The sequence below is a fragment of the Desulfofundulus thermosubterraneus DSM 16057 genome, assembly GCF_900142025.1.
In the GTDB taxonomy this organism is placed as follows: domain Bacteria; phylum Bacillota; class Desulfotomaculia; order Desulfotomaculales; family Desulfovirgulaceae; genus Desulfofundulus; species Desulfofundulus thermosubterraneus.
The window spans coordinates 15,628-39,951 of sequence record NZ_FQZM01000015.1 but is presented as its reverse complement, the minus strand read 5'-3'; the positions used below and the strand labels follow the sequence as shown (position 1 = coordinate 39,951).

The following is a 24,324-nucleotide window of genomic DNA, read 5'->3' as shown; positions in this document are numbered from 1 at the left end:
TAGACCGGGTTAGCGAAACTGCAAATGCGTTTAAATTTATTTGCTCCATAAACTAAAGTTCGAAGGAGACGCGAAGGTGAAAATACTTTACCTGGACTGCTTCAGCGGGATCAGTGGCGACATGATGCTGGGTGCGTTAATAGACGCCGGCGTACCCCCGGCGGCTGTACAAAGCCAGCTGGATCTTTTAGGCTTGGAAGGCTATTCCCTGAAAATTTATCAGGATAAAACCCACGGTTTTCAGGGCACCAGGTTTCTGGTGGAAATGGAACAATATCACCACCCTCACCGAACCTGGGAAGATATCAGACGCATCATTGAGGGTAGCGGACTGCACCCGCAAGTCAAACGTTGTGCCCTGGACATTTTTGAAAAGTTGGCCCGGGCGGAAGGCAAGGTTCACGGGGTTGAGCCCCGCCATGTTCACTTTCACGAGGTCGGGGCAATCGACTCAATAGTGGACATCGTGGGGACGTCAATCGCCTTACGAGAAGCGGGCGTGGAAAAAGTTTATTGTTCTCCTCTACCCACCGGATACGGAACTATCCAGACTCAACACGGCGTGCTTCCCATTCCGGCACCGGCCACCGCCGAACTTCTCAAGGGTTTCCCCATTCGCCCCGTGGAGGTGGAAGGAGAACTCGTTACCCCAACGGGAGCGGCCATTGTAGCTGCTCTGGCCAGAGGTTTTGGGCCCCTGCCGGCAATGAAAATTGCCCAAATAGGATACGGACTGGGAACCAGAGAATATGGGATTCCTAATTTTTTGCGGGTTTTTATCGGCGAGGGAATTGAACGGCAGCCAGCATCGGAACAGGAGATCTCCATCCTGCAAACCAACATTGACGACTTAAATCCGGAAATACTTGCTTATGTGACGGAAAAGCTGCTGGCATCAGAGGCCCTGGATGTCTGGCTGACCCCTGTCATTATGAAAAAGGGCCGCTCGGGTAATTTATTGACAGTACTTTGCCTGCCGGAGAAAGAAGAGGAATTGATGCAACTTATCTTTGCTGAAACCAGCACCCTGGGCGTACGGAGGCGCCGAGAAAAACGTTTTTGTTTGCCCCGGAAACATATTAGTGTAGAAACGGAATTTGGGACGGTGCGCGTGAAAGTTGCCACCTGCCGCGATGATTCGGGCTGGCAAATGAGCCCGGAATACGAAGATTGCCGCCGCCTCGCCCTGGAAAAGAATGTCCCTTTAAAAAATGTATATATATGTGCCATTAAGGCAGCCCGGGAGGCTTTGAACAACTCCCATAACCCGGAGCAGTACTTTTGCCAGACCTGGGAACCGACCCAGTAATCGCCCAGGTAATGGCTCAATTTTTTTGGAGCGGTGAATCGTAAACCTTTTTCCAGCCGTTTTCAACAAGAGAACTTCTTAGATTAATTACCATCTTTTCCCTCTCCGGCCAACTCCTCAGCCACCTCAAAAGCCATAGCCGGGGTGGGTTGGCGGGCCAGGACGGCCTCTCTAGCCTCCATTGCTGGCTTTACCTTTCTATCCTTAATAAAACCGTATACCAGGGAACCCAGGAGTAAAAGCCCCGCGAAGCCCACCGCCGGGAATAGCGTGCCCACCAGATTTGAAAAACCAAATTGCGCCAGGCCGAAAGCAGCCGCTCCCGCCCCTAAGGTAATCCAGAGGTACTTTGCCGTACCCTGTTTGCCCATCCTGGCTACGAAGCCGTAAAGACTGCTAACAGCCGTGGTATAAATTTCAGCTAGAAGCACAATGATATACCCGATACGGGCCAGAGGTGAAATGGTGCCTGCCACGTAGATCATGGGTATTTCAAAGTTTGCCGCCCGGTCGATATGCGATAAAATAGAAAGGTTAATGGCGGCTGCGCCTATTCCCAGGCCGATTCCTCCCAGAATGGCGCCTATTTTCAATCTCCGGGCATCGGACATGCTGCCCAGGGGAGCAAGTATGGCTACCGACAGCACCAGGTTATAAGAGGCATACAAAAGGGCCGTCAAGGGCCAGAAGGGTACCGGTGCTTTTCCGGGGTTGGCGTAGACGCTGAGTGTCGATGCTAGGGCGCCGAAATCTGTGGTGATGGTATATATGGCCACCCCAAACACTGCCGCCAGCAGCAGTGGTACTACGAAACTGATGGAAGTAACCACCCCGGTAATGCCGGTAAGTACCGTGACAAGGGAAATGACAATCATTGCCAGGCTGCCCCAAAAGAAGGGTAGCCCTAATTGTTCCGTAAAAATTGCCCCGGCCCCCGCTCCCATGGTGACCAGGCCGCCAAACAGGAAAAGGGTAATCACCCAATCTATAGCCGTACCCACCCATTTCCCGCCGGCGTAACGAACAAGAGGTAAGTGAGAATCCGCGTTAAGCCTCCTTCCCAGGTCCAAAATCAGGTAACCAAAAAAGGCCAGAAGAATTGTAGTCAAAACCAATCCCAGCATTCCGGGCAGGCCAAAGTAACCGAAAAACTGCAGTACTTCCTGGCCGGACGCAAAACCTGCCCCCACCACTGTTCCAATATAGGTTGCGGCTATTGTGAAAACGGAAAGCAGCTTTTTCTTTGTCATATCCTTATTTTTAGATAAATGGGCTGAATTTAAACGCCGAAGGTAATTGACCCATAAGATTGAATTCCACGTAAATGAGGGACAGGAAAGTAGATTCCATGATTCATGAGGTCGAGCAAAAAACAACCACGTCAAGTTGTTTGCCTCTAGAAGAACCACATTATTACGGGAAAGGCTGGTTGTATACTGGTTTTTAGCCGCACATATACTAGAACGGAAAGGATGGTGAAATTGATGACCGGTATCTCCATCGGGACGGCCCGGCACATAGATCTCATTAGGTTCCGATTGGGGCGGGAAATGAAAAATTTAGAAAAAGAGGGGCTAAAGGTAAGTTTGAAAGAAAGCTCGGCCGGCAGGTTTAACTTTGTATCCTGTCAGATAATGCCCGGTGGAGGGCAAAGGGAAGACATTCAGGCCATTTTTCGCCACCATATTGCCCGCTCTCTCTCCGATCTAATTTTGGGCCAGTGGCAACAATTGCTGCTCAAAGATATGATCAGAGAGAACTATTATTATTTTAACGAGGAGGAGCGGCAAAACATTTTCAAGTATGCCCTTGGTCACCTGGGTTACGGTAAGAGCGGTCAAAAAGGGGGTTACCAGCGCCTGTTTAAGAAAAAGATTATGGATAAGATTTTAGATTTTTTGCGGCAAAACAACCAGATCATCGTAGAGGGCTTTATCCGTTTCCGGCTGAAGGATTACATGGAAGAATTGGAGCAGGCCGTGGAAAGGGCAGTGGACGACTTCCTGATGGAGAGGGAATATCAGGAATTTATCCAGCTGCTTAAATATTTTGTGGAAATTCAGGAATCCCGTGTGGAACTGGTGCATGTGCTCAGGCTGCCCGGTGGGGCGTTTAGACTGTTAGACGACCAAAAACAGGTTCTCAGGGTAGACTACCTGGAAAATTTGTTTATAGATTTAACCGACGGGGAAATTAATTATGAGGACATGCTGATCAGCACCTTGATTACCCTGGCGCCCAAACATATTGTTATTCACAATGCGGATTCCGGGCAAAAAAATACCGTCATGGAAACGATCTACCTTGTCTTTTGGGGCCGGGTACGGGAATGTACCGGTTGCCCCTTATGTCAAAAAAAATAGTTTGTTGCCCGTTTTTTTTTGTTCTGGTATATTTGTTCTGATGTAATTTTTGAGAGCACCAGAACGAGGTGAGAAGGATTTGCACTGGACACAGGCCGTGCTGTTGCCGGTAGTAGGGGCGCTGATCGGGTGGCTCACCAACTGGCTGGCGGTACGGCTGATTTTTCGTCCCCACAAACCAGTTCGTGTGCTTGGTTACACTATCCAGGGGGTAGTGCCCAAAAGGCGTGGGGAGCTGGCCAGGGTTATCGGCAAGGTAATTGAGGAGCAACTGCTTCCCAAGGAACGACTCCTCAACTACCTGCGCTCAGAACAATTAAACGAAGACCTGATCTCTTCCGTGAATACGGCAGTCCGTGTCAGGGTGATGGACAGGTTGCCCGGTTTCTTACCCCTGTCCCTGCGGCGAATTATTTCTGATGCTCTGGCTGAACAGATCAGAAGGGAATTGCCACCCCTGGTTGAGGAACTGATAGACCGTTTTGGGGAAAAGCTGAAGGTAGATTTTTGTTTGTCGAAGGTAGTGGAGGAGCAGGTTAACAGTTTTTCTCTGGAACAACTGGAAAAAATCATCATCTCCGTTTCTTCCCGGGAGCTAAAACATATTGAAATTCTGGGAGGATTTTTGGGTTTTGTGATTGGCCTTATGCAGGTGGGCATTTTTTGGTTTTATAGATAGTCACTGTGCCAAAATCCTTCTGGGTGCCTTGCGGTTGACATAAGCATAGATTCCCAATATAATAACGAACGAAGCATAAAGCAACGGTGATGAAGGGGAAGAGTAGGCCCTGAAACGTCCATCCCCAGAGAGGGGGTGCCGCGGCTGAAAGCATCCCTGGATGGTAGGGGCTGAAAACCACCCTGGAGCTGCCCTGCCGAACGCTGCCGGGAGCGGTTACTAAGCGGGGCCGGTGAGGTGCCGTTATCACCTTTGAGGCGGGCTGGCCGGTATATTGCTTTTGTCCGGCCGCCAAGCAGGGTGGAACCGCGGAATTTTTCGTCCCTGAAAAGGGGCGTTTTTTATTTTGGGTTGGGGGTAAGCTGCCCTTAAAAACGCTGGAGGGACAGCGTAAGTTAATTTGGCAGAAAGGGGACTGCTTGTTATGGTCAAGGTAACCTTAAAAGATGATTCCGTGCGGGAATACGAACCTGGTACTCCTTTGAATCGCATAGCACAGGACATCAGCCCCCGCCTGGGCAGGGAAGCCCTGGTGGCGGCGGTGGACGGGCGGCTGGTGGACTTGAGTTACCCTCTACACAGGGATGCCGCCGTTGAGTTCTACACCTTTGAAGATGAGCCGGGGCGGGATGCTTTCCGCCACAGCGCCGCCCACGTCATGGCCCAGGCCGTAAAGCGTCTCTACCCGGATGTCAAGCTGGCCATCGGCCCGGCCATTGCCGAGGGGTTTTACTATGACTTTGATGCGGAAAAGCCCTTCACGCCTGCGGACCTGGAGAAAATTGAAAGGGAAATGCAGGCCATTGTGAAGGAGGATCTTCCCTTTAAAAGGGTTGAAGTGTCCCGGGAGGAGGCGCTGGAGCGGTTTTCTGCCGCCGGGGAAAAATACAAGGTGGAGCTTATCAATGAGCTGCCGGAAGATGCGGTGATTTCTTATTACCAGCAGGGGGAATTCGTGGACCTGTGCGCCGGTCCCCACATTCCTTCTACCGGCCGGCTGAAAGCCTTCAAGCTCACTTCCGTGGCCGGGGCTTACTGGCGGGGCGACGAAAGAAACAAGATGCTCCAGCGCATTTACGGCACCGCTTTTCCTAAGAAGTCCCAGCTGGAAGAATACCTTTTCCGGATTGAAGAGGCCAAACGCCGGGACCACCGGAAGCTGGGCGTGGAACTGGACCTGTTCAGCATCCAGGAGGAAGGACCGGGCTTTCCCTTTTTCCATCCCAAGGGCATGGTCCTGCGCAACCAGCTGGAACAATTCTGGCGGGAAGAGCACTACAAGCGGGGCTACCAGGAAATCCGCACGCCGATTATCTTAAACCGGTCCCTGTGGGAAAGGTCGGGGCACTGGGAGCACTACCGGGAAAACATGTACTTCACCCGCATCGATGACGTGGAATACGCCATCAAGCCCATGAACTGCCCGGGCGGCATCCTGGTGTACAAGAGCCGCCTGCACAGCTACCGGGAACTGCCCATACGCCTGGCGGAACTGGGCCTGGTGCACCGCCACGAGCTTTCCGGGGTGCTCCACGGGCTCATGCGGGTGCGCTGCTTTACCCAGGACGACGCCCACATCTTCATGCTGCCCTCCCAGATCCGGGAAGAGATCATCGGGGTCATTGACCTGGTGGATTATTTCTACGGCATCTTTGGTTTCAACTATAAGGTGGAACTTTCCACCCGTCCCGAAAAGTCCATGGGCTCGGACGAAATCTGGGAGATAGCTACCACCGCCTTAGAGGAGGCCTTGAAGGCCAGGGGGATGAAGTATAAAGTAAATGAAGGGGACGGGGCCTTTTACGGGCCGAAGATTGACTTCCATCTGGAGGATTGCCTGGGGCGCACCTGGCAGTGCGGCACCATTCAGCTGGATTTCCTCATGCCCGAGAAGTTTGACCTCACCTATGTGGGCGAGGACGGCCAGAAGCACCGCCCCGTGATGATCCACCGGGTGGTGTTCGGCAGCATTGAACGTTTTATCGGTATCCTGACCGAGCATTTTGCCGGCGCTTTTCCCACCTGGCTGGCCCCGGTCCAGGTCAGGGTTCTGCCCATTGCCGACCGCCATGCCAGCTACGCCCGTCAGGTGGTGGAGCGGCTGGAAAAGGAAAACATCAGGGTAGAGCTGGACGCCCGCAATGAAAAGGTGAATTACAAAATCCGCGAGGCCCAGGCACAAAAAATACCCTATATGCTGGTGGTGGGTGACAGGGAGGCCCGGGAAGGCACTGTGGCGGTTCGCCAGCGCAGTCGGGGCGACGAGGGGACCCAGCCCCTGGAGGAATTTGTCGCCCGCATTCTGGAGGAAATTCGTACTAAAGCTATTGGTTAGGAAAGTATGAAGGGGTGGGTTGTTTCCAGGCCCCTTGACGGGGAACTTGTAACCATGCTATAATTGCAAGGATAAAACTGCCTGTAAGAAGAAGCCATCCGCTTCTCACCCCATGACGCCCGTTGGTAGGCTGTCTCGGGGTTTGTTGTGACCATAGGTTCTATTGTTTTAAGCGGGTGGAGTATGCCCGTTTTTGTTTTTATTAATTCCAGGAGGTGCATAGATATTACCAAAAACTTCCGGGTAAACGAGGAGATTCGGGCCAGGGAAGTAAGGGTGGTCGACCCATCGGGCAACCAACTGGGGATTATGCCCGTGCGGGAAGCCCTGCGGCTGGCAGAGGAACGGCAACTGGATCTGGTGGAAATCGCTCCCCAGGCCAAACCTCCGGTTTGCCGGCTTATGGATTACGGCAAGTATAAGTATGAACAGAGCAAGCGGGAAAAAGAGGCCAAGAAAAGGCAGCGCATCGTTAACATCAAGGAAGTCAAACTGCGGCCGAGCATCGAGGAACACGACTTTCAGGTCAAGGCCAGGAATGCAGCCCGGTTTTTAAAAGAGGGCGACAAAGTAAAGGCTACCATTATGTTCCGCGGCCGGGAAATTATGCATACCCAACTCGGGCACCAGCTTTTGCTGCGCCTGGCCGAACAGGTTAAGGACTTATCCATTATTGAAAGACAGCCCAAGCTCGAAGGAAAAAATATGGTCATGATCCTGGCCCCGCGGCAGGATATAAAACCGGAAAGCAAGCAGGAAACTAAACAGGAAATTCAGCAAGAAGTTAATCAGGAATAGAAAGGAGTGCCTTCCTTGCCCAAGATCAAGACACATCGTGGTGCAGCCAAACGGTTCAAAAAGACCGGCACTGGCAAAGTAAAGCGCATGCATGCCTTTCACAGTCACCTGCTGGGTAAAAAGAGTGCCCGGCGCAAGCGCCGGCTGGCTCAGGCTGCCCCGGTCAGCGCCGCGGATATGAAGAGGCTTAAGAGGCTGCTTCCCTACTAAGTCCAAGAATTTTCGAGGAGGAGATGATCATGCCACGCGCCAAAAGCAGTGTGGTATCCCGCAAGCGACACAAAAAAATTCTTAAACTGGCCCGGGGTTACCGGGGGGCAAAAAGCAAGCTTTACAGGATAGCCCGGCAGCAGGTTATGAAATCCCTGGCCTATGCCTACCGCGACCGGCGGGCCAGAAAGCGGGATTTCCGCAGGCTATGGATTGCCCGCATCAATGCTGCCGCCCGGATGAATGGCATCACTTACAGTCGCTTGATGAACGGCCTGCGCAAGGCCGGGGTGGAAATTAACCGCAAAATGCTGGCCGACCTCGCCGTTAACGATGCCCGGGCCTTCGGGCAGCTGGTGGAAGTGGCCAAATCAAAGGTGGGCTCTTAACTTAATAATCCAGCAGTATTTTAAATTCCCAACGCAAAAACTAAGCATGGTGGTAACCATGCTCTTAGTTTTTTGTAGATTTACTTCTGTGAACCTCCCCTGGAACGAGCCCGGGAGCTTCGTTCCGAAGGTTTCTCATGTCATCGGAAAGCCGCCCGCAAAATCGCAGGTCTTACGCCTTCCTCGTGAGCTACACCCGGCTTTGAGCCGGGAGGCCCGGTCCATGGGCATCTACTACTTCACCTTGCGGCTACGTAGATACGTGCTTACTTCAAAGCACCAGAATCTTTCGGGAATCAGTTTTACACAGCGGCCCGTTGACCCGCTGCAACCACATACTGATTGTCAAAGAATGCAAGTACACTATACCATACGAGCAAATGTTTGAGAAGTACTAATCGCCCTATCGGGCGATGCCCCGCTCGATCCATAACAAGGCTGGGGGTTTTCAAGGGCGGTTTTCTATAAAGTGTATAAGTATAAACTGTTAAGAAGGTCGATTTAGTTGGACTTCAGGCGCAAAACGGTCCGTATGGATACAAAAAAGGGCTTTCCATTGCAATTGAGCCCTCCTCAGGTGCTGGTGCTAGGATTTGCCGGGGTAATTCTGGCCGGTACCCTGTTGCTCATGCTGCCTGTTTCCAGCCGATCCGGTACGTACACGGATTTTCTCACCGCCCTGTTTACCGCCACTTCCGCGGTGTGTGTTACCGGCCTGGTGGTGGTGGATACCGGTACTTACTGGTCTGTCTTCGGCCAGGCGGTCATCCTGGCCCTGATTCAAGTTGGCGGGCTGGGTTTCATGAGCATGGCCACCTTATTTTTTATCCTCATGGGCAGGCGCATCGGTCTCAAAGAGCGCCTGATCATTCAGGAGTCCTTAAACCAGCTGCGGGTGGCGGGAGTGGTCCGTTTGGTGCGGGCCGTATTACTTTTTACCGTGTTCACCGAAGGATTTTTCGCCGTAGTTTTATCCCTGCGGTTTTACTTTGATTACGGTTTCCCCCGCTGCCTGTGGTTGGGTATTTTTCATGCCGTTTCGGCCTTTAACAACGCCGGTTTTGATCTGCTGGGGGATTTCAGAAGCCTTACCGGGTATGTAAGCGATCCGGTAGTTACCCTATCCGTGACCACTCTCATTATTTTGGGCGGGCTGGGTTTTTCCACGGTTATGGAACTCTACAACTACCCGCGCACCCGCCGCCTGTCCGTGCACACCAAACTGGTCCTGCGGGTAACCGGATGGCTCATTTTCTGTGGTGCCCTCCTCTTTGGCCTGCTGGAGTGGGGACATATCCTGCGCGATTTGCCTTTATCCGGGAAGATCCTGGCCTCTTATTTTCAGGCCGTTACCCCCCGTACAGCCGGCTTCAACACTGTGGACATTGGACATTTGAATCCAGCTACCCAGTTTCTCATAATTATACTGATGTTTATAGGGGCCTCTCCCGGTTCCACCGGTGGTGGGATCAAAACCACCACCTTTGCCCTTCTGGGAATTACCCTCTGGTCTTTAAGCAAGGGAAAGGAGGATGTGGAGGTTTTCCGCCGGCGCATTCCCCCGTGGCAGGTTTATAAGGCCCTTTCGGTTACCCTGTGGGCCATTCTGCTGGTAAGCACGGTAACCCTGCTTTTAAGTGTTACCGAAGGCGGTGATTTCCTGGCCTCTTTGTTTGAAACCGTTTCCGCATTTGGTACCGTCGGCTTAAGCATGGGCTTGACTCCCGAACTGACTCCCCTGGGCCGGGTGGCCATTATTTTCACCATGTTTGCCGGCCGCCTGGGTCCCCTGACCCTGGCCTATGCCTTTGCCCAGCGCCGGCGCAAAACTGCTGTGCGATATCCCGAAGAAAAAATTATGGTGGGGTAGGGGTGGATCATGAAGCAATTTGCCGTTATCGGGCTGGGACGGTTTGGTTCCAGCGTGGCCAGGACCCTTGCCCGCATGGGCTATGACGTCCTGGCGGTGGATACCAACGAAGAGCGGGTAAATGCCATTACCGACGAGGTTACCTACGCCGTGTGTGTGGATGCCATGGATGAGCAGGCACTGAAATCCCTGGGCCTGAGAAATTTTGATGTGGTCATTGTGGCCATCGGCCAGGAAGTGCAGTCCAGCATTCTGGTCACCGTTATGCTCAAGGAAATGGGTGTTCCCCGGGTGGTGGCCAAGGCGGTCACCGAACTTCACGGCAAAGTGTTACAAAGGGTGGGGGCCGATATGGTGGTTTTCCCCGAGCGGGATATGGGGGTGCGGGTGGCCCACGCCCTGGTCTCCAAAAATATCCTGGATCAGATCAATCTTTCTCCTGATTACAGTATTGTTGAGCTTATGGCTCCTCCCGAGTTTGTGGGTAAAACCCTGCAGGAATCGGCCATGCGCCGGGAATACGGTGTTACCGTCCTGGCCATCCGTCGCGGTGAGGAGATTATCATTTCCCCCGGTGCCAGGCAGGTGATTAATGAAGGAGATATCCTGGTGGCCCTGGGGCGTAACGAGAAGCTGAGAACCCTCGGGGGCTAGTTCCATGATCCGCAGCAAAGCCAACCCGCAGGTCAAGTATCTTCGCCGGTTGGCCCGCCGGAGCCAGCGGGATAAGGAGGGGCACTTTCTTCTGGAAGGAGTGCGCCTGGTAGAGGAGGCACTTTCGTCCGGATGGCCGGTAAAAATGCTCGTTTATAGCCCGTCCGGGAGCGAACGGGCCGCTGTTCTTCTTGAGGCAGCCCGGGAGCGGGGGATTCAACTCTTGCCGGTGGAGGAAAAGCTGCTGGCGGAGTTGGCTGATACGGCTACTCCCCAGGGGGTGTTGGCCGTGGTGGAAAAACCCGGCTACACCCTGGAGGAAACCCTGGCGGCAGGGCCATCTCTTTTGCTGGTGGTTGACGGCGTTCAGGACCCGGGCAACCTGGGCACCATTATCCGCAGTGCCGACGCCGCCGGTGCGGGTGGAGTGATCTTGTTTCCCGGGACGGTGGATTTATACAACCCGAAAACCATCCGGGCTACCATGGGTTCCCTTTTTCACCTTCCCGTAGCGGCCGTACGGGAAGGGGAGGATGTGCTGGTCCGTTTAAAGACAGCCGGCCTTGTGCTGGTGGCCGGTGTTCCTGCAGGCGGCATACCTCTCCCCACCGTGGATTTGACCCGCCCATTGGCCCTAATGGTAGGCAGTGAGGCCCGGGGTCTTTCTCCGGAACTGCTGGCCTGCGCCGATTTGCTGGCCACGGTCCCCATGCCCGGGCGGGCCGAGTCCCTGAATGTGGCTGTAGCCGCTTCCATCATGCTTTATGAAGCGGTACGCCAGCGGATGGGCTACAGTCAGGACCAAGCAATCCACAGAGAGCCAGAGACGATCCGAAGCTAGCCACGGTGCGCATCTTACGCGAAGCAGTAGAGTGAGCGAGGACAGCACCGCATCCAGTAGAGTTCACTGAACATTTACACGGGCTTTAAATTGCGTTCACGGTAACAGGCTGTTCCCGAATTTTTCTGGAAACTTCCTTGTTTTAAGCGGGGGCTTGTGATATAATCAACACCGAAGGGTCCCCAAAAAACAGGGAAAGGTCGTGGTTAAATGTTTTTAACCGCCGAATTTTTTTGGAGGCTGTTCGAAGCGACTGGTTCAATCCGCGCCTACATCCTGTACCGGAGGTTAGCCGTACACTAAAGGCCTGGTTTGAAAATAATATAATTGAACGGTCACCCCTTTCACACTAAGGCTACATTATGGGACGCATGGCAGTTTAATTCTCCATTGTGCGGAGCGAAGTTTTAGTCCGGGCATAAACAATAAGGGTGGTACCGCGACAAGGAACAATTTCCGTCCCGAAAAAGGGGCGGTTTTTATGTTTTTTAGAGAGAAAAGAGGGTAAAAAGGAGGACTAGTCTTGGAAGAACAGTTACATAAAATGGCGGCCGAGGCAAAGGAGGCTTTAGCCCGGGCGGATAGCCTGGAAGCCCTGGAGGAAATCCGCATCCGTTACCTGGGCAAAAAGGGTGAACTTACCAGGGTGCTGCGGGGAATGAATGCTCTACCGGCCGGGGAGAGGCCGAGGATCGGCCAGCTGGCCAACAGCATCCGGGAAGTGCTGGAAAAAGAACTGGCGGAGCGCACGGCGGAAGTTAAAGCCAGGTTTAAGCAGGCGCGCCTGGCGGCTGAGAGCATTGATATAACCCTCCCGGGGACGCCCTTTTTGCCGGGTAAAAAGCACCCCCTTACTACCGTGCAGGAGGAAATCGAGGAAATCTTTCTGGGACTGGGGTTTTCCATTGCCGAGGGGCCCGAGGTGGAACTGGACTATTATAACTTTGAGGCCCTGAATTTGCCCAAGGACCACCCGGCCCGGGACATGCAGGATTCCTTTTTCATCGGTCCCGAGGTGCTCCTGCGCACCCATACCTCTCCGGTGCAGGTGCGTACCATGGAGCGTACTGCGCCGGCGGTGCCGGTGAAAGTCATTGCCCCGGGGAAAGTTTACCGGCGGGATGACGATGCCACCCACTCACCCATGTTCCACCAGGTGGAGGGGCTGGCGGTGGACCGGCGGATAACCTTTGGAGATTTAAAAGGGGTGCTGGATGTCTTTGCCCGGGAAATGTTTGGCGAGAGCACCAGGACGCGTTTTCGCCCCAGTTACTTTCCCTTTACCGAGCCCAGCGCCGAGGTGGATATCTCCTGTGTCATGTGCGGCGGTAAGGGGTGCCGGGTATGCTCCCACACCGGTTGGCTGGAAATCCTGGGCTGCGGCATGGTGCATCCCCGGGTTCTGGAAATGTCCGGCTATAACTCTGCCGAGGTTACCGGCTTTGCCTTTGGCATGGGTATCGAGCGTATCGCCATGCTCAAATACGGCATAGATGACCTGCGCCTCTTCTTTGACAACGATCTGCGTTTCCTGGCCCAGTTTTAGCAGAAAGGAGAATGATTAAGCTTTGCGGGTTTCGTTTAAATGGCTGCAAGAATATGTGGATATACCCATCAGCCCGGCGGAACTGGCCGACCGGCTGACCATGGCTGGCCTGGCTGTGGAAGGCCTGGAGGAGCCGGGAAAAGAGATCAGCAACGTGGTTACCGGACGCATTGTCAAAATAGAACCCCACCCCAATGCCGATAAGCTGGTGATTTGTCTGGTCGCCACCGGAGAGCCTGAGCTCCGGCAGATCGTTACCGGTGCTACCAACGTCCGGGAAGGGCACGTGGTTCCCGTAGCCCTGGAAGGGGCGCGGCTGGCCGGGGGGCTGGTAATCAAGCGAGCCAAACTGCGGGGGGTGGAGTCCCGGGGTATGCTTTGTTCCGGCCAGGAACTGGGTCTAGACCCAAAAACTATGCCCGCCGACCAGGCCCACGGAATCATGATCCTCCCTGCGGATACTCCCCTGGGGCTGGATATCCGGTCGGTCCTCGGGCTGGATGATGTCATTTTCGAGCTGGATCTCACTCCCAACCGGGGTGACTGCCTGTCCATGATTGGGGTGGCCCGGGAAGTGGCCGCCTTGCTCGGGCAGTCCCTGCGTTTCCCCCGGCTGGAAGTTCAGGAGATGCCGGGCAGCTCCCTTGAGGGGCGGGTGCGGGTGGACATTTTGGAACCGGAACTATGCCGGCGCTACGTGGCCCGGCTTTTCACCAATGTGAGGGTGGGCCCCTCACCCCTGTGGATGCAGGAACGCCTGCGGGCCGCCGGCATTCGCCCCATCAGCAATGTGGTTGATATTACCAACTATGTCATGCTGGAGCTGGGCCAGCCCCTGCATGCCTTTGACTACGATAGGTTGAAAGATGGCCACATCATTGTCCGCCGGGCACACCCGGGGGAAGTAATCGTTTCCCTGGACGGGGTGGAACGGCACCTGGAACCTGAAATGCTGGTCATTGCCGATCCCGGTGGAGCGGTGGCCGTGGCCGGGATTATGGGAGGGCTGGATACCGAGGTCACGGAGAACACCACCACTGTCCTGCTGGAATCGGCTTACTTCCATCCCACCAGCATCCGCCGTACATCCCGGGCCCTGGGCCTGCGTTCCGAGTCTTCAACCCGTTTTGAAAAAGGGATCGATCTGGAAGGATGTCTGGCTGCCGCCAACCGGGCTGCCTCCCTGCTGGTGGAAATTGGTGCCGGGGAAGTAGTGGCCGGAGCGGTGGATAATTATCCCTCTCCGGTGGCCAGAAAGCCCATCATCTTGCGTCCCGAGCGGGTGGGATACATCCTGGGGGCGGATATTCCCCGGGAAGAGACGGTTAACCTCCTGGCCCGTCTCGGCTTTACGGTACAGGACGCGGGTCAGGACCTGCTGGTAAACGTACCCAGCTACCGGGTGGACATTAACCTGGAGATCGACCTGATCGAAGAAGTGGCCAGGCTGTACGGTTATGACCGGGTACCGGCCACCCTGCCCTTTGGGGTCACCACCCGGGGGGCGAGAACAAGGGAACAGTCACTGCTCAAGCGTTTAAAAGAGGTGCTTGTGGAGTGCGGCCTGACCGAGGTGGTTACGTACAGTTTTGTGAATCCCGCAGTATTTGACCGGTTTAAAGTGCCACAGGACAGCCCCTTGCGCCATACGTTGAAGCTGCAAAACCCCCTTTCCGTGGAGCAATCGGTCATGCGCACCATGCTCCTGCCCGGTCTTTTAGAGGTGCTGGAGCGCAATTTCAACCGCCGGGTAACCAGCGGGGCTATCTTTGAGGTGGGCCGGGTATTCCTTCCCCAGGGCGGGGAAGCCCTTCCCGAGGAGCGCCCGATGCTGGCCGCGGCGGCCATGGGCCAGGGGGCTGCGGGGTGGAACCGGTCGGCTACGCCCCTGGATTTCTATTACCTCAAAGGGGTTCTGGAAGTGCTGGCCGCAAAACTGGGCCTGCCCGGCCTGACCTTCGAGAGGGAAAAGGAAAACTCCGCATTTCATCCCGGTCGCGCCGCCCGGATCAAGGCGCAGGGGGAAACGCTGGGGATAGTGGGAGAGCTGCACCCCGATGTGCTGGAGGAATATGAGCTGGAGGTGCGGGTGTGCGCTTTTGAGGTGGACCTGGCCGCTTTGTTTGCCCTGGCCGGTAAGCCGTCCCAATACCGTCCCCTGCCCCGTTTCCCCGGCGTGAAGAGGGATATAGCCCTGGTGGTGAGCCGGGAAGTTCCCGCGGCCGATGTGCTGCGGGTGATTCGCCGGGCCGGCGGCCATCTGCTGCGGTCGGTGGAACTTTTTGATGTTTATGAAGGAGAGCAGGTAAGGGAGGGTTGCCGCAGCCTGGCCTTTTCCCTGCTTTTCCAGGCCGACGACCGCACCCTTACCGACGCGGAAGTAACCGCTCAAACCGAGGCCATATCTGCCGCCTTGGTCAGGGAGGTGGGAGCTGAGCTGAGAAAGTAAAAGTAAGAAAAAGTTGTCGTGCCGGCAGGAGTTTCCCCGGTCAACGCCGAAAGCAATAAGAATTTGAAAACCAGGGGGAACGGCTATGGGCAAGCAGGAAACCCGGGTTGAGGTGGAGATTTTTGGCGAATACTATGTTTTAAAGGGCGATGAACCGGAGGAATACCTGCGGATGCTAGCCCAGTATGTTAACAAGAAAATACGCCAGGTAGTAACCCGCAACCCTCGTTTAGGGTTGTCCAAAGCTGCACTGCTCACTGCCCTGAACATCGCCGATGAGCTGATGAAGCTGCAGAAGGAGTACGACGAGCTGGCCGAACTTTTGGAGATGGACAGAAAAGCGAAATAAGAGCTCAGGCTTTTGGGTTCTTCGCCTGCTATCCGTGATAGCCAGGCGGATTTTTTTTCGGATAATTTGACCTCCGCCGCATAGCTTATTCAGTGAGTGCTGGGCGGCCCGAAGCGAACCGTGGTGCTGTCGGCGCGGAGCACATGAGTGAGCGGGGACCCAGCACTCACTGGAATACTAGCTCTTCCCAAAACCTGATTTGTCAATTAAACCTGAAACACCGGGAGCAGAGTCATATTGTGGTGAGTGCTGGGCCGTGCCTTAAGCGGGTTGACTGAACATTTACAGTTTGCCAAAAGGAAAAATTCCTGGTAAGGTAAATATGTCTAACGATAGCTTACAAAAATGTTATTTTTCCTTGAGGGGTAAAAGGACCATGCAAAACATGGAGATCTCCTGGGCCTTCCGGGAGCTGGCAGATCTTCTGGAATTTGAGGGCGAGGATTTTTTCAAAATCCGGGCCTACCGCCGGGCGGCCAAAGCGATTGCCGGCCTTGAAGAACCGATTGTGGAGCTGTACCGGCGGGGTACCCTGGCCAGTGTTCCCGGCATCGGCAAAAACATCCTGGCCAAAATTGGTGAATTGATCACCACCGGTGAGATGAAAAAACTGCAGGAGCTCCGCCGGAAATGGCCTCCGGGAATTCTGGAAGTGATGGCCCTTCCGGGCATCGGACCTAAGCGGGCGCGGTTTTTACACGAACAGCTGGGCATCACCTCCCTGGCAGAACTGGAAGAGGCGGCCCGGGAGAAAAAAGTACGGGCGCTTAGAGGAATGGGGGTCAAAACCGAGCAGGAGATCCTGCGCAGCATCGAGCTGGTGCGCAGCCGGCAGGGGCGCATCCTTTTGCCTTTGGCCCGGGAAATAGCCGGTGAACTGGCTTCCTGCATTCAGGATGTCCCTGGTGTGCATAAAGTAGGGGTGGCGGGCGAGATCCGGCGCTGGCAGGAAACGGTTGATGAGATACAGCTGGTGGCCGCGGCGGAAGACCCGGAGCCATTGTTTAACGCCCTGGCGGGATACCGCCGGGTAAGGGAAGTGCTGGTGCGGGAAAAGGACAGGATACGGGTTCAGACCTGGTGGGGAGTGCCGGTGGAACTGCGGGTGGTTGGCCTGCCAGCCTACGGGGCTGTCCTGTTATGGGCCACGGGAAGCGCCGAACACTGGTGCCAGTTACAGGCCCTGGCCGAAAAAAGGGGCTATCATCTGGATATGCGGGGACTGGTTGGTAAAGACTCTCCTTCGGGCAATGATGAGTCCGCCCTTGAAGACGCACCCGCCCCCGTTCCTCCGGTTCCCGGGGCACCCCTGCCGTGGGAGGAAGAGTACATCTACCGCCGGCTGGGCTTGTGGCCCGTGCCTCCTGAATTGCGGGAAGGTCGGGGAGAGGTGGAACTGGCTGCCGGAGGGGATCCGCCCCGGCTTTTAGAGGTTAAGGACGTAAAGGGCGACCTGCACGTGCACACCGATTGGAGCGACGGGGCCAATTCCATCCTCCAGATGGCGCAGCGGGCAAAGGAGAAGGGTTACCATTACGTGGCCATTACTGACCACTCCCATTCCCTCACCGTTGCCCGGGGCCTGTCCCTGGAGCGTCTGCAGGAACAGCACAGCTTAATAAGGGAATTGAACGAAGCGGAGAATGACTTTCGCATCCTCACGGGGATTGAAGTGGACATTCTGGCCAGGGGTGGTCTTGACTTTCCCGACGAAGTGCTGGCCGAAATTGACGTGGTGGTGGCCTCGGTACACAGCGGCTTTCGCCAGGATAAAGAGACCCTCACCAGCCGGGTCCTGCAGGCCATCGAAAATGAGCACGTGGATATTATCGGGCACCCCACCGGCCGCCTTTTGGGTGAACGGGAAGCCTATGCCCTGGACATGGAAAGAATCCTGGAAGCGGCGGCAAAATACGGAAAGATCCTGGAAATCAATTCTTCTCCAGATCGCCTGGACCTCAACGAACACTATGCCCGCCTGGCCCGGGACTACGGCGTAAAGCTGGCCGTGAATACCGATGCCCACGATTTAAGGCGCCTGGATGAGATGCCCTACGGGGTGGCCGTGGCCCGCCGGGCCTGGCTGGGTCCGGAGGACGTGGTGAACACCCTGGACCTGCCGGATTTATTAAAGCTGCTGGGAAGCAGTAGGGGGTAGTATGGGGGAAAAGACAATCGATTTCTCACTGGTCCTGCCCCGCTCCTTTTACGAGCGGGATACCGTTTTGGTGGCCCGGGAGTTAATCGGGCACTACTTGGTCCACGACAGCGGCGAAGGCTTAACGGCCGGCCTGATTGTGGAAACGGAGGCCTATTTGCAGGGGGATCCTGCCTGTCACGCCTCCCGGGGTATGACTCCCCGCAACCGGGTGATGTTCGGCCCGCCCGGCCATGCCTACGTATATTTTATCTACGGCATGCACTACTGTTTTAATGTGGTCACCCGGGAAGAAGGGGTGGGGGAGGCGGTGCTGATCAGGGCACTGGAGCCGGTGGCGGGGATTGAGCTCATGCGGGCCAGGCGGGGGCGGGAAAAACTGGCCGAGTTGTGCAGCGGGCCGGCCCGCCTGGTGCAGGCCATGGGCATCACCCGGGAGCATAACGGTTGCGATTTAACTAAAGGCCCGCTTTTCCTCTGCCGGGGGGATGGGAAACCTCTCCCGGTGGTCACCACCACCCGCATCGGGATCAAAGAAGGGGCTGCATTGCCCCTGCGTTTTTATCTGCGGGATAGCGCTTATGTTTCTAAAAAATGAAGCGCCCGCTTCTCTCTGCTCCTGGAAAAACAGTACGGTTGGCCGGACTATCCGGTAACCTGGAGGGCGGCGGCTTAAAGCCTCCCCAAAACTTTTAGCCTTAACCTGCAGGCATTTTGCGGCAGGTACCTTAAGGGGATTTCTTCAAATTGATAGCTGATTTCCTTAAGCTCCACTCCATCTTCCCTTAGTTGCCAGAGGGCCATATCCCAAAGTTCCTGCTTTTCCACCTGAATTCGGCGGTGATGGGTAAAGAAAAAAACCTTCTCTATTTCTATCCCGTAGGGTGCAACAAGCACCCCCGCCCCTTGTAAGGTGGGGCCTGCGGGTGGCAGCAAAACCGGGTACCGGAATACCCGGGGAATCTCTGCAGGCGGTGCAAAGCACACCAGGGGAAGGGGACCTGGGAAAGGGTTCAAGGCATCAAGCGTTTCTTCCCATTTATGGGGGGCCGGTTTTTCTTTAAAGTAAATTACGCAAGGATAGCTACCGGCAAGTTCTACCCCATAAAAATGCGTAAAGCCCGTCGCTAATTTGGGCAAATAACGTTCTGTAATACTCAATCTTACCCCCCTCTTATCGGGGAGAACAACAAAGGTTTCACCCTGGCCGAGCCACCAGCTGCTCCCCAGCAGGTAGGAAGAAACACCGGCCTGCCAGGTCAACAGGGGAAAAGTAGTTGCCACGCGGCAGCTGGTCAAGGTACCATCACCTTTCAAAAAGTAAACAGGAGCTGATATGCCGGAACAGGTGAGCAAGTTTTCCAACCAGGACCGGAAAGATTTCACGCTTTCCAAAAGAAAGGTATTGATCAAAAGCGCATTTTCCCTCAAGAGAAAGTTTAAAACATTGTAATGGTATGAAGGATAAAAGGAAAATCTGCCCGGGAAAAGGTTTTCCGCCGCCTCTATTAGTTTTTGCTCAGGGCTGGAATCGATGGGAGAAAAGGCGGAGTTTACGGCAATGCTCTTAACCGGAAGCTCCGCCAGATCCGTCAGGGCTCTTTCCAGTTGAGAGCGATATCCGGGTTGGCTCGGTAAAGGTAAGTGAAAGCTGTAGAGTTTTAAATTTTTTCTCTTTAGCAACTCACTTACCGGCGACAGTTCGATAGGAGTGGAAGATAGGCGGAAATACCCTAAAGGGCTTTCTGTCCTGGAGAGCAGGTCCGTCAGGTCGGCTACAACAAGCACCCTTTCAACACACGCAGGAATTATTCCGTTATTATACAGGAAATTATTGAGGTTTTCGGGATGGACCGCACCGGGACATTTTTCTTCTGCCAGCACAATTCCTTCCCGGCCAAAAAGCAGGTTTAATTTTTTTCCTTGAAAAATCAGGACAAGATTTCCCTTCACTGTTTAACACCACGCCTAATCGGGATAATTAATGCGGGATAATTAATAGTAATAGGAGAAATATAGCTTTTCTAGCGGCTCGTATCCGGATTTATAGCCAAAACATTGGGGCCCCACTACATTGAGGGCTTTTTTGGTTTTAAGTTGGGCAGGTGCGGGCATGCCAATCACCGCTACTTCCATCCCCGGGCTTACGTCGTTATTATTTATGGGTTTTAAAGTTTCCAGGTCTATGAACGAAATCAAGTCCGGCACCATCGCTGCCACCCGGTTGTTGCGGTAAGCAATAAGGTTTTCGTTCTGTATTAAGATTTTAAACTCCTCGTCCGTATAGGGACCGCTTCCCCTCAGGGTGATGGTACGCCACTTTAGGGTTTCTATTTTACCGATATCCTGGACAAACCCAATGAAAAGCTCAATTGCACTGCCGTAAAGCGAGTTTTTGGTAATCACAACTAGATGTTCTAACAGGTGAGAATAAGAACCGGGATTAATAAAGACCTGGCCCAGTTCGGCGGCAAAGGAGATGGTCCTGGGAATAAGTATTCTCCTTAGTACGCTGCCCGTGGTCGGAAAGCCGGCAAAAAAGCCAACCCCGCCTCCTTCTCCCACCACCTGGCGGGTGTTCAGCTCCAGCAAAAAATTGTCTTCTTCAGAAAAAATATGTTCCCGGCCGCGGCTGTCAATAAGGACCAGGGGAGTACCCGTAAGCTGGGCAAAATGAAAAGTCGTCATTTGCAATTCAGGAAAGGCACGCCCCATGGCATCGGCATCCACCAGGGGAAGCCCCGTCCGCCTGGCGACCAGGAGAGGATACAGGATGTTCACACCTGCACCTTCCACCGTTACCAGGGCCAGAAATTCCTTCCCCGTTAAGCCTTTAAGCTGTTCTAAGGCTCTAACCCCTTCGTGCCCGGCAGGAAGGTTTTCTTCCGCCAGTTCCGGGGAGCCCATTATGGCCACAGCGGCGTACACACCTTCCGGTTCGAGGTCTTCGAGCTGAATTAGCCCGACCGCGCCCTTATCAGCTAATAGTTCCTGTAAAAGGAGAGCCATGACTTTGGTTTTTCCTCCGCCGCCAGAGCCGAGAAAAATACCTCCGTACAGAAGGGGTTCTATCCATTTATCGTCTATTGCTTGCATTCCATGCACCCCTTACAGCTTGTATTTTTTAAGCCACCGGTAAAGGGTCGCCAGGCTGATGCCCAGGTACCTGGCCAGCTCCCTCTTTCCTTCCGTGGAATACCCGAAACGTTCCAAAAGCTCGGCCAGCTCTTCGCGGCTGATCCTGCCAGTATGCATATTTTTCCTTTCAGACGAAGATCGAGGCGGGTAGAACCTCCTGATGGGCAAGGGTAAACTTTCCACTCCAATTTCTTCTTTATCATCTACCGTTACAATGTATTCCACGGTATTTTCCAGTTCCCGGATATTCCCCGGCCAGGGGTAGGCCTTCAAAAGCTGCAGGGCATCGTAGGTAAAGGTTTTAAACTCCTTGTTAAGAAGGATGCAGTATTTCTTTACATAATAGTAGAGCAATAGTTCAATGTCTTCCGGTCTTTCCCGCAGCGGGGGAATATATATGGGAATTACGCTTAACCGGTAAAACAGGTCCTCCCGGAACTGTCCGGTGGCAATCATTTCTTCTAAATTGCGATGGGTGGCAGCAATAATCCGGACATCAATGGGAACAGGCCTCGTTCCTCCTACCCTTTCAATCTTTTTCTCCTGGAGCACCCTTAACAGCTTGGCCTGAAGGGCCGGTGGCATGTCGCCAATCTCGTCCAGGAAGAGTGTACCCCTGTGGGCCAGTTCTATCTTACCCGGCTTACCCCCCCGGCGCGCGCCGGTGAAGGAACCCTCTTCATAACCGAAAAGCTCACTTTCTAACAGGTTCTCGGGAATGGCTGCACAGTTAATAGCTATAAACGGCCCCTTTTTTCTGGGACTGTTCTCGTGGATGATCCGGGCGAACATCTCCTTCCCCGTACCGCTTTCTCCCCGCAGCAGAATGGTGGAATCAGTAAGTGCCACTTGCCGGGCGATAGATATAGCCTTGACGAGTTTGGGGTTTTTGCAAATCACCTTCGGCAGTCCTGCCTGTTCTCGGGGTTCGAAAGCACCGTTTTTAACCTCTCGCCTTTCCCGCCGGGTAAATACCGCTCCCCCCAGGTAATCGCGATCGTAATAGAACGGGCGAAAGCGTACAGGTAAAGAATTATTTAAAAGCAACTCCGTTTCTTTCCTGTTCTGCAGCAGCTTATTTATGTCGATCCCTTCCCTGAGCTGCCTGTAAAGATTTAGTTCGTTAGCAATTTCGTTTTGATAAATCACCTCCCCCCGGTCATCAAAAAGTATAAGCCCTTCCCCCAGCAGTTGACCGCATAGTTCCACCGCTTGCCGCGAAAGTTCTCCCAGGGACCGGCTTTTTTCCTGTTGCAGTATAGAAGCCAGGAGACTGCTTATATCTACCATAAGCTTGAGCCAGGAAGGGCTATCGGCAAAAGGCGCGGGTTCCCCAAACTGCCACCCAACACCCATTGCCTCACCCCAAAGTCCAAGGGGAACAAAAAATTCATAATGCCAGGAGCAAAACCGTTCATCAGGACAATCAGTGCAGAGGAAGTGTCGACCCCTGGTAACAACCACAGGATGAGAAAAAGAGAGAAATCTCTTGAGGTGGTCTAATGAAGGAGCCGGTACTTTTAGAGGTGCAAAAATTCCGCGAATTTGTTCAGCATCCCACCAGACCACCTGGCAATTGAATAACGAGGCAAGGTTATGAAGAAAAGAATCTACTTTAAATTTACCTTTCAACGCTTAACACCATACTTTCCGCTTTCACATTTGATTATTATTTATCATTTATTCTAACTATGAAAACATGAAAAAACAAGAGAAAAATGAGAAATAAATGAAAAAACAACCCTGCCAATAGCGTTATATTTCGCATTTCTAATATCTAAATTTCCTGTCTCAACCCTGGCTTGCCGCCCGGAATCCGTTATCCACATCATTTTCCGGTGTTGAAAATGCTGGTACAATTCTTGCTCTAACACTACGGCGTCCAGAATATTTTCAGGGAGGTAGGATGGTAGTGCTTAAACAAAGTACTGACGATTTCGCTTTAAGCCGCATACCATTAGGTGCGCGGCGCCCCATGTGGGAGGTCTTTATGATTCGTTTTGGCGGAGTGGTATGCTTGCCCCTTCTCATGACAGGAGCTGTCCTGGGGCATGGGATGACGGTAAGAGATGCCATACTGGCCACAATTCTGGGGGTAGTGATACTGGAAATTGTAAGCTTCCTGGTGGGTGTGGCTGGGGCCTGGGAAGGGATGTCTACCAGCTTTCTCACCAGGTGGACGGGCTTTGGGCAACTCGGTTCAAGTATCATCGGCCTTATAATAGGCATTTCCTGTATCGGGTGGTTTGGTATTCAAAATTCCATTTTTGCCAATGGACTTATCGCTGCCTTTGGCGGCAGGGGCAATTTCCAGCTGATGGCTCTCATCACCGGCCTGGCTATTACCGTTATCGTAGTTTATGGTTACCGCATGTTGAGTTACACGGCAAATATAGCTGTTCCTGCCTTTTTGCTGGCCTTATTCTATGCCACCTATCAAATGATAGGACATTATAACGTATCAGAGTTGTTTACTTCTGCTCCTTCTGGTTCGCCTTTGAGTATAGGGGTGGGAGCCACCATGGTTGCCGGGGGCTTTATGGTAGGCGCAGTTGTAACACCTGACCTCAGCAGATTCAACCGCAATGCCAGGGATGTTTTCTGGATGACATTGCTAAGTTTATTGCTGGGAGAGATTATTATCAATTTCCTCGGGGCCATGATGTCTCATGCGGTGAAGAGCAGTGATATAGTTGTGATCATGTATAAACTCGGAGGTTGGCTGGCTGCTCTTCTGGTAATATTTTCCACAATTAAAATAAATGACCTTAATCTTTATGTTGCTTCGTTAGGAGTAACAAACTTTCTGGATGCGGCTTTTGGATATAAAGCCAATCGCGGCGTAATTACCCTTATTATTGGGGTATTGGGAACTACACTTTCAATTTTGGGCATTCTTGATAAATTTATTAGCTTCATGGTCTTACTGGGAGTAGCTGTACCTCCTATTGGCGGTATTATGGTGGTTGACTACTTTATACTCAAACGCTTCAGAAAGGAACTGGAAGAAAGCCGCCTGCAAAACAGTTTACCGGCAGTCTCCGAACGTTTGAATCCTCTGGCCTTATTGGCCTGGCTGGCAGGCTTCCTGGTAGGTTATTTTATCAAGGGCGGTATTCCAGCCCTGAATTCCCTGATCGCTGCTGGAATAGTTTACTGGGTAGGAATGAAATTGTGTGCTGCCCTTAGCGGCCGGGAAACCATTCGTTTCATAGACTCGAAAGCGTAAGGAGGAA

General features: G+C 53.5%; 21 protein-coding genes and 1 other annotated feature. Of the genes, 17 read left to right on the top strand and 4 right to left on the bottom strand.

Going from position 1 to position 24,324, the window contains the following annotated elements:
- Positions 1–76 precede the first annotated feature (76 nt).
- Positions 77–1,309, top strand: coding sequence for a nickel pincer cofactor biosynthesis protein LarC (larC, locus tag BUA65_RS06860; protein WP_072868328.1), 1,233 nt, complete (start codon positions 77–79; stop codon positions 1,307–1,309).
- An 83-nt stretch (positions 1,310–1,392) separates the two neighbouring features.
- On the opposite strand, the gene BUA65_RS06855 is transcribed toward larC, so the two are convergent.
- Positions 1,393–2,559: a YkvI family membrane protein gene (locus BUA65_RS06855; RefSeq protein ID WP_072868326.1), complete on the bottom strand. Its 1,167-nt coding sequence runs from the start codon at positions 2,557–2,559 to the stop codon at positions 1,393–1,395.
- Positions 2,560–2,793: 234 nt separating this feature from the next.
- Here BUA65_RS06855 and ytxC point away from each other — a divergent pair, with 234 nt between their 5' ends.
- The 15 genes from ytxC to BUA65_RS06780 all read left to right on the top strand — a co-directional run bounded on the left by ytxC (position 2,794) and on the right by BUA65_RS06780 (position 18,548).
- Positions 2,794–3,672 carry a putative sporulation protein YtxC gene (ytxC, locus tag BUA65_RS06850; RefSeq protein WP_072868325.1) on the top strand — a complete coding sequence of 293 codons (879 nt, stop codon included), beginning with the start codon at positions 2,794–2,796 and terminating at the stop codon, positions 3,670–3,672.
- A 79-nt stretch (positions 3,673–3,751) separates the two neighbouring features.
- A complete protein-coding gene (locus BUA65_RS06845; protein ID WP_072868323.1) occupies positions 3,752–4,351 on the top strand; it encodes a DUF445 domain-containing protein in 600 nt (199 codons plus the stop codon).
- 80 nt (positions 4,352–4,431) lie between these two features.
- Positions 4,432–4,680, top strand: a binding site (T-box leader).
- Between the two features lie 95 nt (positions 4,681–4,775).
- Positions 4,776–6,686 (top strand): threonine--tRNA ligase, encoded by a 1,911-nt coding sequence (gene thrS, locus BUA65_RS06840; protein ID WP_072868321.1) that lies wholly within the window; start codon positions 4,776–4,778, stop codon positions 6,684–6,686.
- A gap of 183 nt (positions 6,687–6,869) precedes the next feature.
- Complete coding sequence (infC, locus tag BUA65_RS06835; protein WP_072868319.1) at positions 6,870–7,484, top strand: translation initiation factor IF-3; 615 nt, start codon at positions 6,870–6,872, stop codon at positions 7,482–7,484.
- A 15-nt stretch (positions 7,485–7,499) separates the two neighbouring features.
- The gene (gene rpmI / locus BUA65_RS06830) at positions 7,500–7,694 is read left to right on the top strand and encodes a 50S ribosomal protein L35 (protein ID WP_072868317.1); all 195 of its coding nucleotides are present in this window, start codon (positions 7,500–7,502) and stop codon (positions 7,692–7,694) included.
- A gap of 29 nt (positions 7,695–7,723) precedes the next feature.
- Entirely contained in the window at positions 7,724–8,083 is a 360-nt protein-coding gene (rplT, locus tag BUA65_RS06825; RefSeq protein WP_072868315.1) for a 50S ribosomal protein L20, read from the top strand.
- 532 nt (positions 8,084–8,615) lie between these two features.
- Positions 8,616–9,953 carry a TrkH family potassium uptake protein gene (locus BUA65_RS06820; protein WP_072868388.1) on the top strand — a complete coding sequence of 446 codons (1,338 nt, stop codon included), beginning with the start codon at positions 8,616–8,618 and terminating at the stop codon, positions 9,951–9,953.
- 9 nt (positions 9,954–9,962) lie between these two features.
- Positions 9,963–10,607, top strand: coding sequence for a potassium channel family protein (locus BUA65_RS06815; protein ID WP_072868314.1), 645 nt, complete (start codon positions 9,963–9,965; stop codon positions 10,605–10,607).
- A 4-nt stretch (positions 10,608–10,611) separates the two neighbouring features.
- Complete coding sequence (locus BUA65_RS06810; RefSeq protein WP_072868312.1) at positions 10,612–11,448, top strand: TrmH family RNA methyltransferase; 837 nt, start codon at positions 10,612–10,614, stop codon at positions 11,446–11,448.
- Positions 11,449–11,658: 210 nt separating this feature from the next.
- On the top strand, positions 11,659–11,751 hold the full coding sequence (locus BUA65_RS17880; RefSeq protein ID WP_072868310.1) for a YqzL family protein: 93 nt from the start codon (positions 11,659–11,661) through the stop codon (positions 11,749–11,751).
- Between the two features lie 241 nt (positions 11,752–11,992).
- Positions 11,993–12,994, top strand: a complete 1,002-nt coding sequence (gene pheS, locus BUA65_RS06800) for a phenylalanine--tRNA ligase subunit alpha (RefSeq protein WP_439328935.1) — start codon at positions 11,993–11,995, stop codon at positions 12,992–12,994.
- A gap of 22 nt (positions 12,995–13,016) precedes the next feature.
- Complete coding sequence (pheT, locus tag BUA65_RS06795) at positions 13,017–15,443, top strand: phenylalanine--tRNA ligase subunit beta (RefSeq protein ID WP_072868306.1); 2,427 nt, start codon at positions 13,017–13,019, stop codon at positions 15,441–15,443.
- Positions 15,444–15,528: 85 nt separating this feature from the next.
- Positions 15,529–15,792 (top strand): cell division protein ZapA, encoded by a 264-nt coding sequence (locus tag BUA65_RS06790; RefSeq protein ID WP_072868305.1) that lies wholly within the window; start codon positions 15,529–15,531, stop codon positions 15,790–15,792.
- 376 nt (positions 15,793–16,168) lie between these two features.
- A complete protein-coding gene (locus tag BUA65_RS06785; protein WP_072868303.1) occupies positions 16,169–17,950 on the top strand; it encodes a PHP domain-containing protein in 1,782 nt (593 codons plus the stop codon).
- Position 17,951: 1 nt separating this feature from the next.
- The gene (locus BUA65_RS06780; protein WP_072868301.1) at positions 17,952–18,548 is read left to right on the top strand and encodes a DNA-3-methyladenine glycosylase; all 597 of its coding nucleotides are present in this window, start codon (positions 17,952–17,954) and stop codon (positions 18,546–18,548) included.
- A 74-nt stretch (positions 18,549–18,622) separates the two neighbouring features.
- Here BUA65_RS06780 and BUA65_RS06775 read toward each other — a convergent pair whose 3' ends face one another.
- The 3 genes from BUA65_RS06775 to BUA65_RS06765 are packed head-to-tail and all read right to left on the bottom strand — an operon-like array spanning position 18,623 to position 22,444.
- Positions 18,623–19,903: a hydantoinase/oxoprolinase family protein gene (locus tag BUA65_RS06775; protein ID WP_072868300.1), complete on the bottom strand. Its 1,281-nt coding sequence runs from the start codon at positions 19,901–19,903 to the stop codon at positions 18,623–18,625.
- Positions 19,904–19,945: 42 nt separating this feature from the next.
- Entirely contained in the window at positions 19,946–21,046 is a 1,101-nt protein-coding gene (locus BUA65_RS06770) for a DUF917 domain-containing protein (protein WP_072868298.1), read from the bottom strand.
- A 12-nt stretch (positions 21,047–21,058) separates the two neighbouring features.
- A complete protein-coding gene (locus tag BUA65_RS06765; protein ID WP_207543868.1) occupies positions 21,059–22,444 on the bottom strand; it encodes a sigma-54 interaction domain-containing protein in 1,386 nt (461 codons plus the stop codon).
- A 550-nt stretch (positions 22,445–22,994) separates the two neighbouring features.
- Between BUA65_RS06765 and BUA65_RS06760 the strand changes: the two genes are divergently transcribed.
- Entirely contained in the window at positions 22,995–24,317 is a 1,323-nt protein-coding gene (locus BUA65_RS06760) for a purine-cytosine permease family protein (RefSeq protein WP_072868296.1), read from the top strand.
- The last annotated feature ends 7 nt before the right edge of the window (positions 24,318–24,324 follow it).

Coding starts and splice junctions, on each gene's coding strand:
- BUA65_RS06855 (WP_072868326.1), bottom strand. CDS start 2,559: ATGACAAAGAAAAAGCTGCTTTCCGTTTTCACAATAGCCGCAACCTAT.
- ytxC (WP_072868325.1), top strand. CDS start 2,794: ATGACCGGTATCTCCATCGGGACGGCCCGGCACATAGATCTCATTAGG.
- thrS (WP_072868321.1), top strand. CDS start 4,776: ATGGTCAAGGTAACCTTAAAAGATGATTCCGTGCGGGAATACGAACCT.
- infC (WP_072868319.1), top strand. CDS start 6,870: ATGCCCGTTTTTGTTTTTATTAATTCCAGGAGGTGCATAGATATTACC.
- rplT (WP_072868315.1), top strand. CDS start 7,724: ATGCCACGCGCCAAAAGCAGTGTGGTATCCCGCAAGCGACACAAAAAA.
- BUA65_RS06820 (WP_072868388.1), top strand. CDS start 8,616: ATGGATACAAAAAAGGGCTTTCCATTGCAATTGAGCCCTCCTCAGGTG.
- BUA65_RS06815 (WP_072868314.1), top strand. CDS start 9,963: ATGAAGCAATTTGCCGTTATCGGGCTGGGACGGTTTGGTTCCAGCGTG.
- BUA65_RS06810 (WP_072868312.1), top strand. CDS start 10,612: ATGATCCGCAGCAAAGCCAACCCGCAGGTCAAGTATCTTCGCCGGTTG.
- BUA65_RS17880 (WP_072868310.1), top strand. CDS start 11,659: ATGTTTTTAACCGCCGAATTTTTTTGGAGGCTGTTCGAAGCGACTGGT.
- pheS (WP_439328935.1), top strand. CDS start 11,993: ATGGCGGCCGAGGCAAAGGAGGCTTTAGCCCGGGCGGATAGCCTGGAA.
- BUA65_RS06790 (WP_072868305.1), top strand. CDS start 15,529: ATGGGCAAGCAGGAAACCCGGGTTGAGGTGGAGATTTTTGGCGAATAC.
- BUA65_RS06785 (WP_072868303.1), top strand. CDS start 16,169: ATGCAAAACATGGAGATCTCCTGGGCCTTCCGGGAGCTGGCAGATCTT.
- BUA65_RS06780 (WP_072868301.1), top strand. CDS start 17,952: ATGGGGGAAAAGACAATCGATTTCTCACTGGTCCTGCCCCGCTCCTTT.
- BUA65_RS06770 (WP_072868298.1), bottom strand. CDS start 21,046: ATGCAAGCAATAGACGATAAATGGATAGAACCCCTTCTGTACGGAGGT.
- BUA65_RS06765 (WP_207543868.1), bottom strand. CDS start 22,444: ATGGGTGTTGGGTGGCAGTTTGGGGAACCCGCGCCTTTTGCCGATAGC.
- BUA65_RS06760 (WP_072868296.1), top strand. CDS start 22,995: ATGGTAGTGCTTAAACAAAGTACTGACGATTTCGCTTTAAGCCGCATA.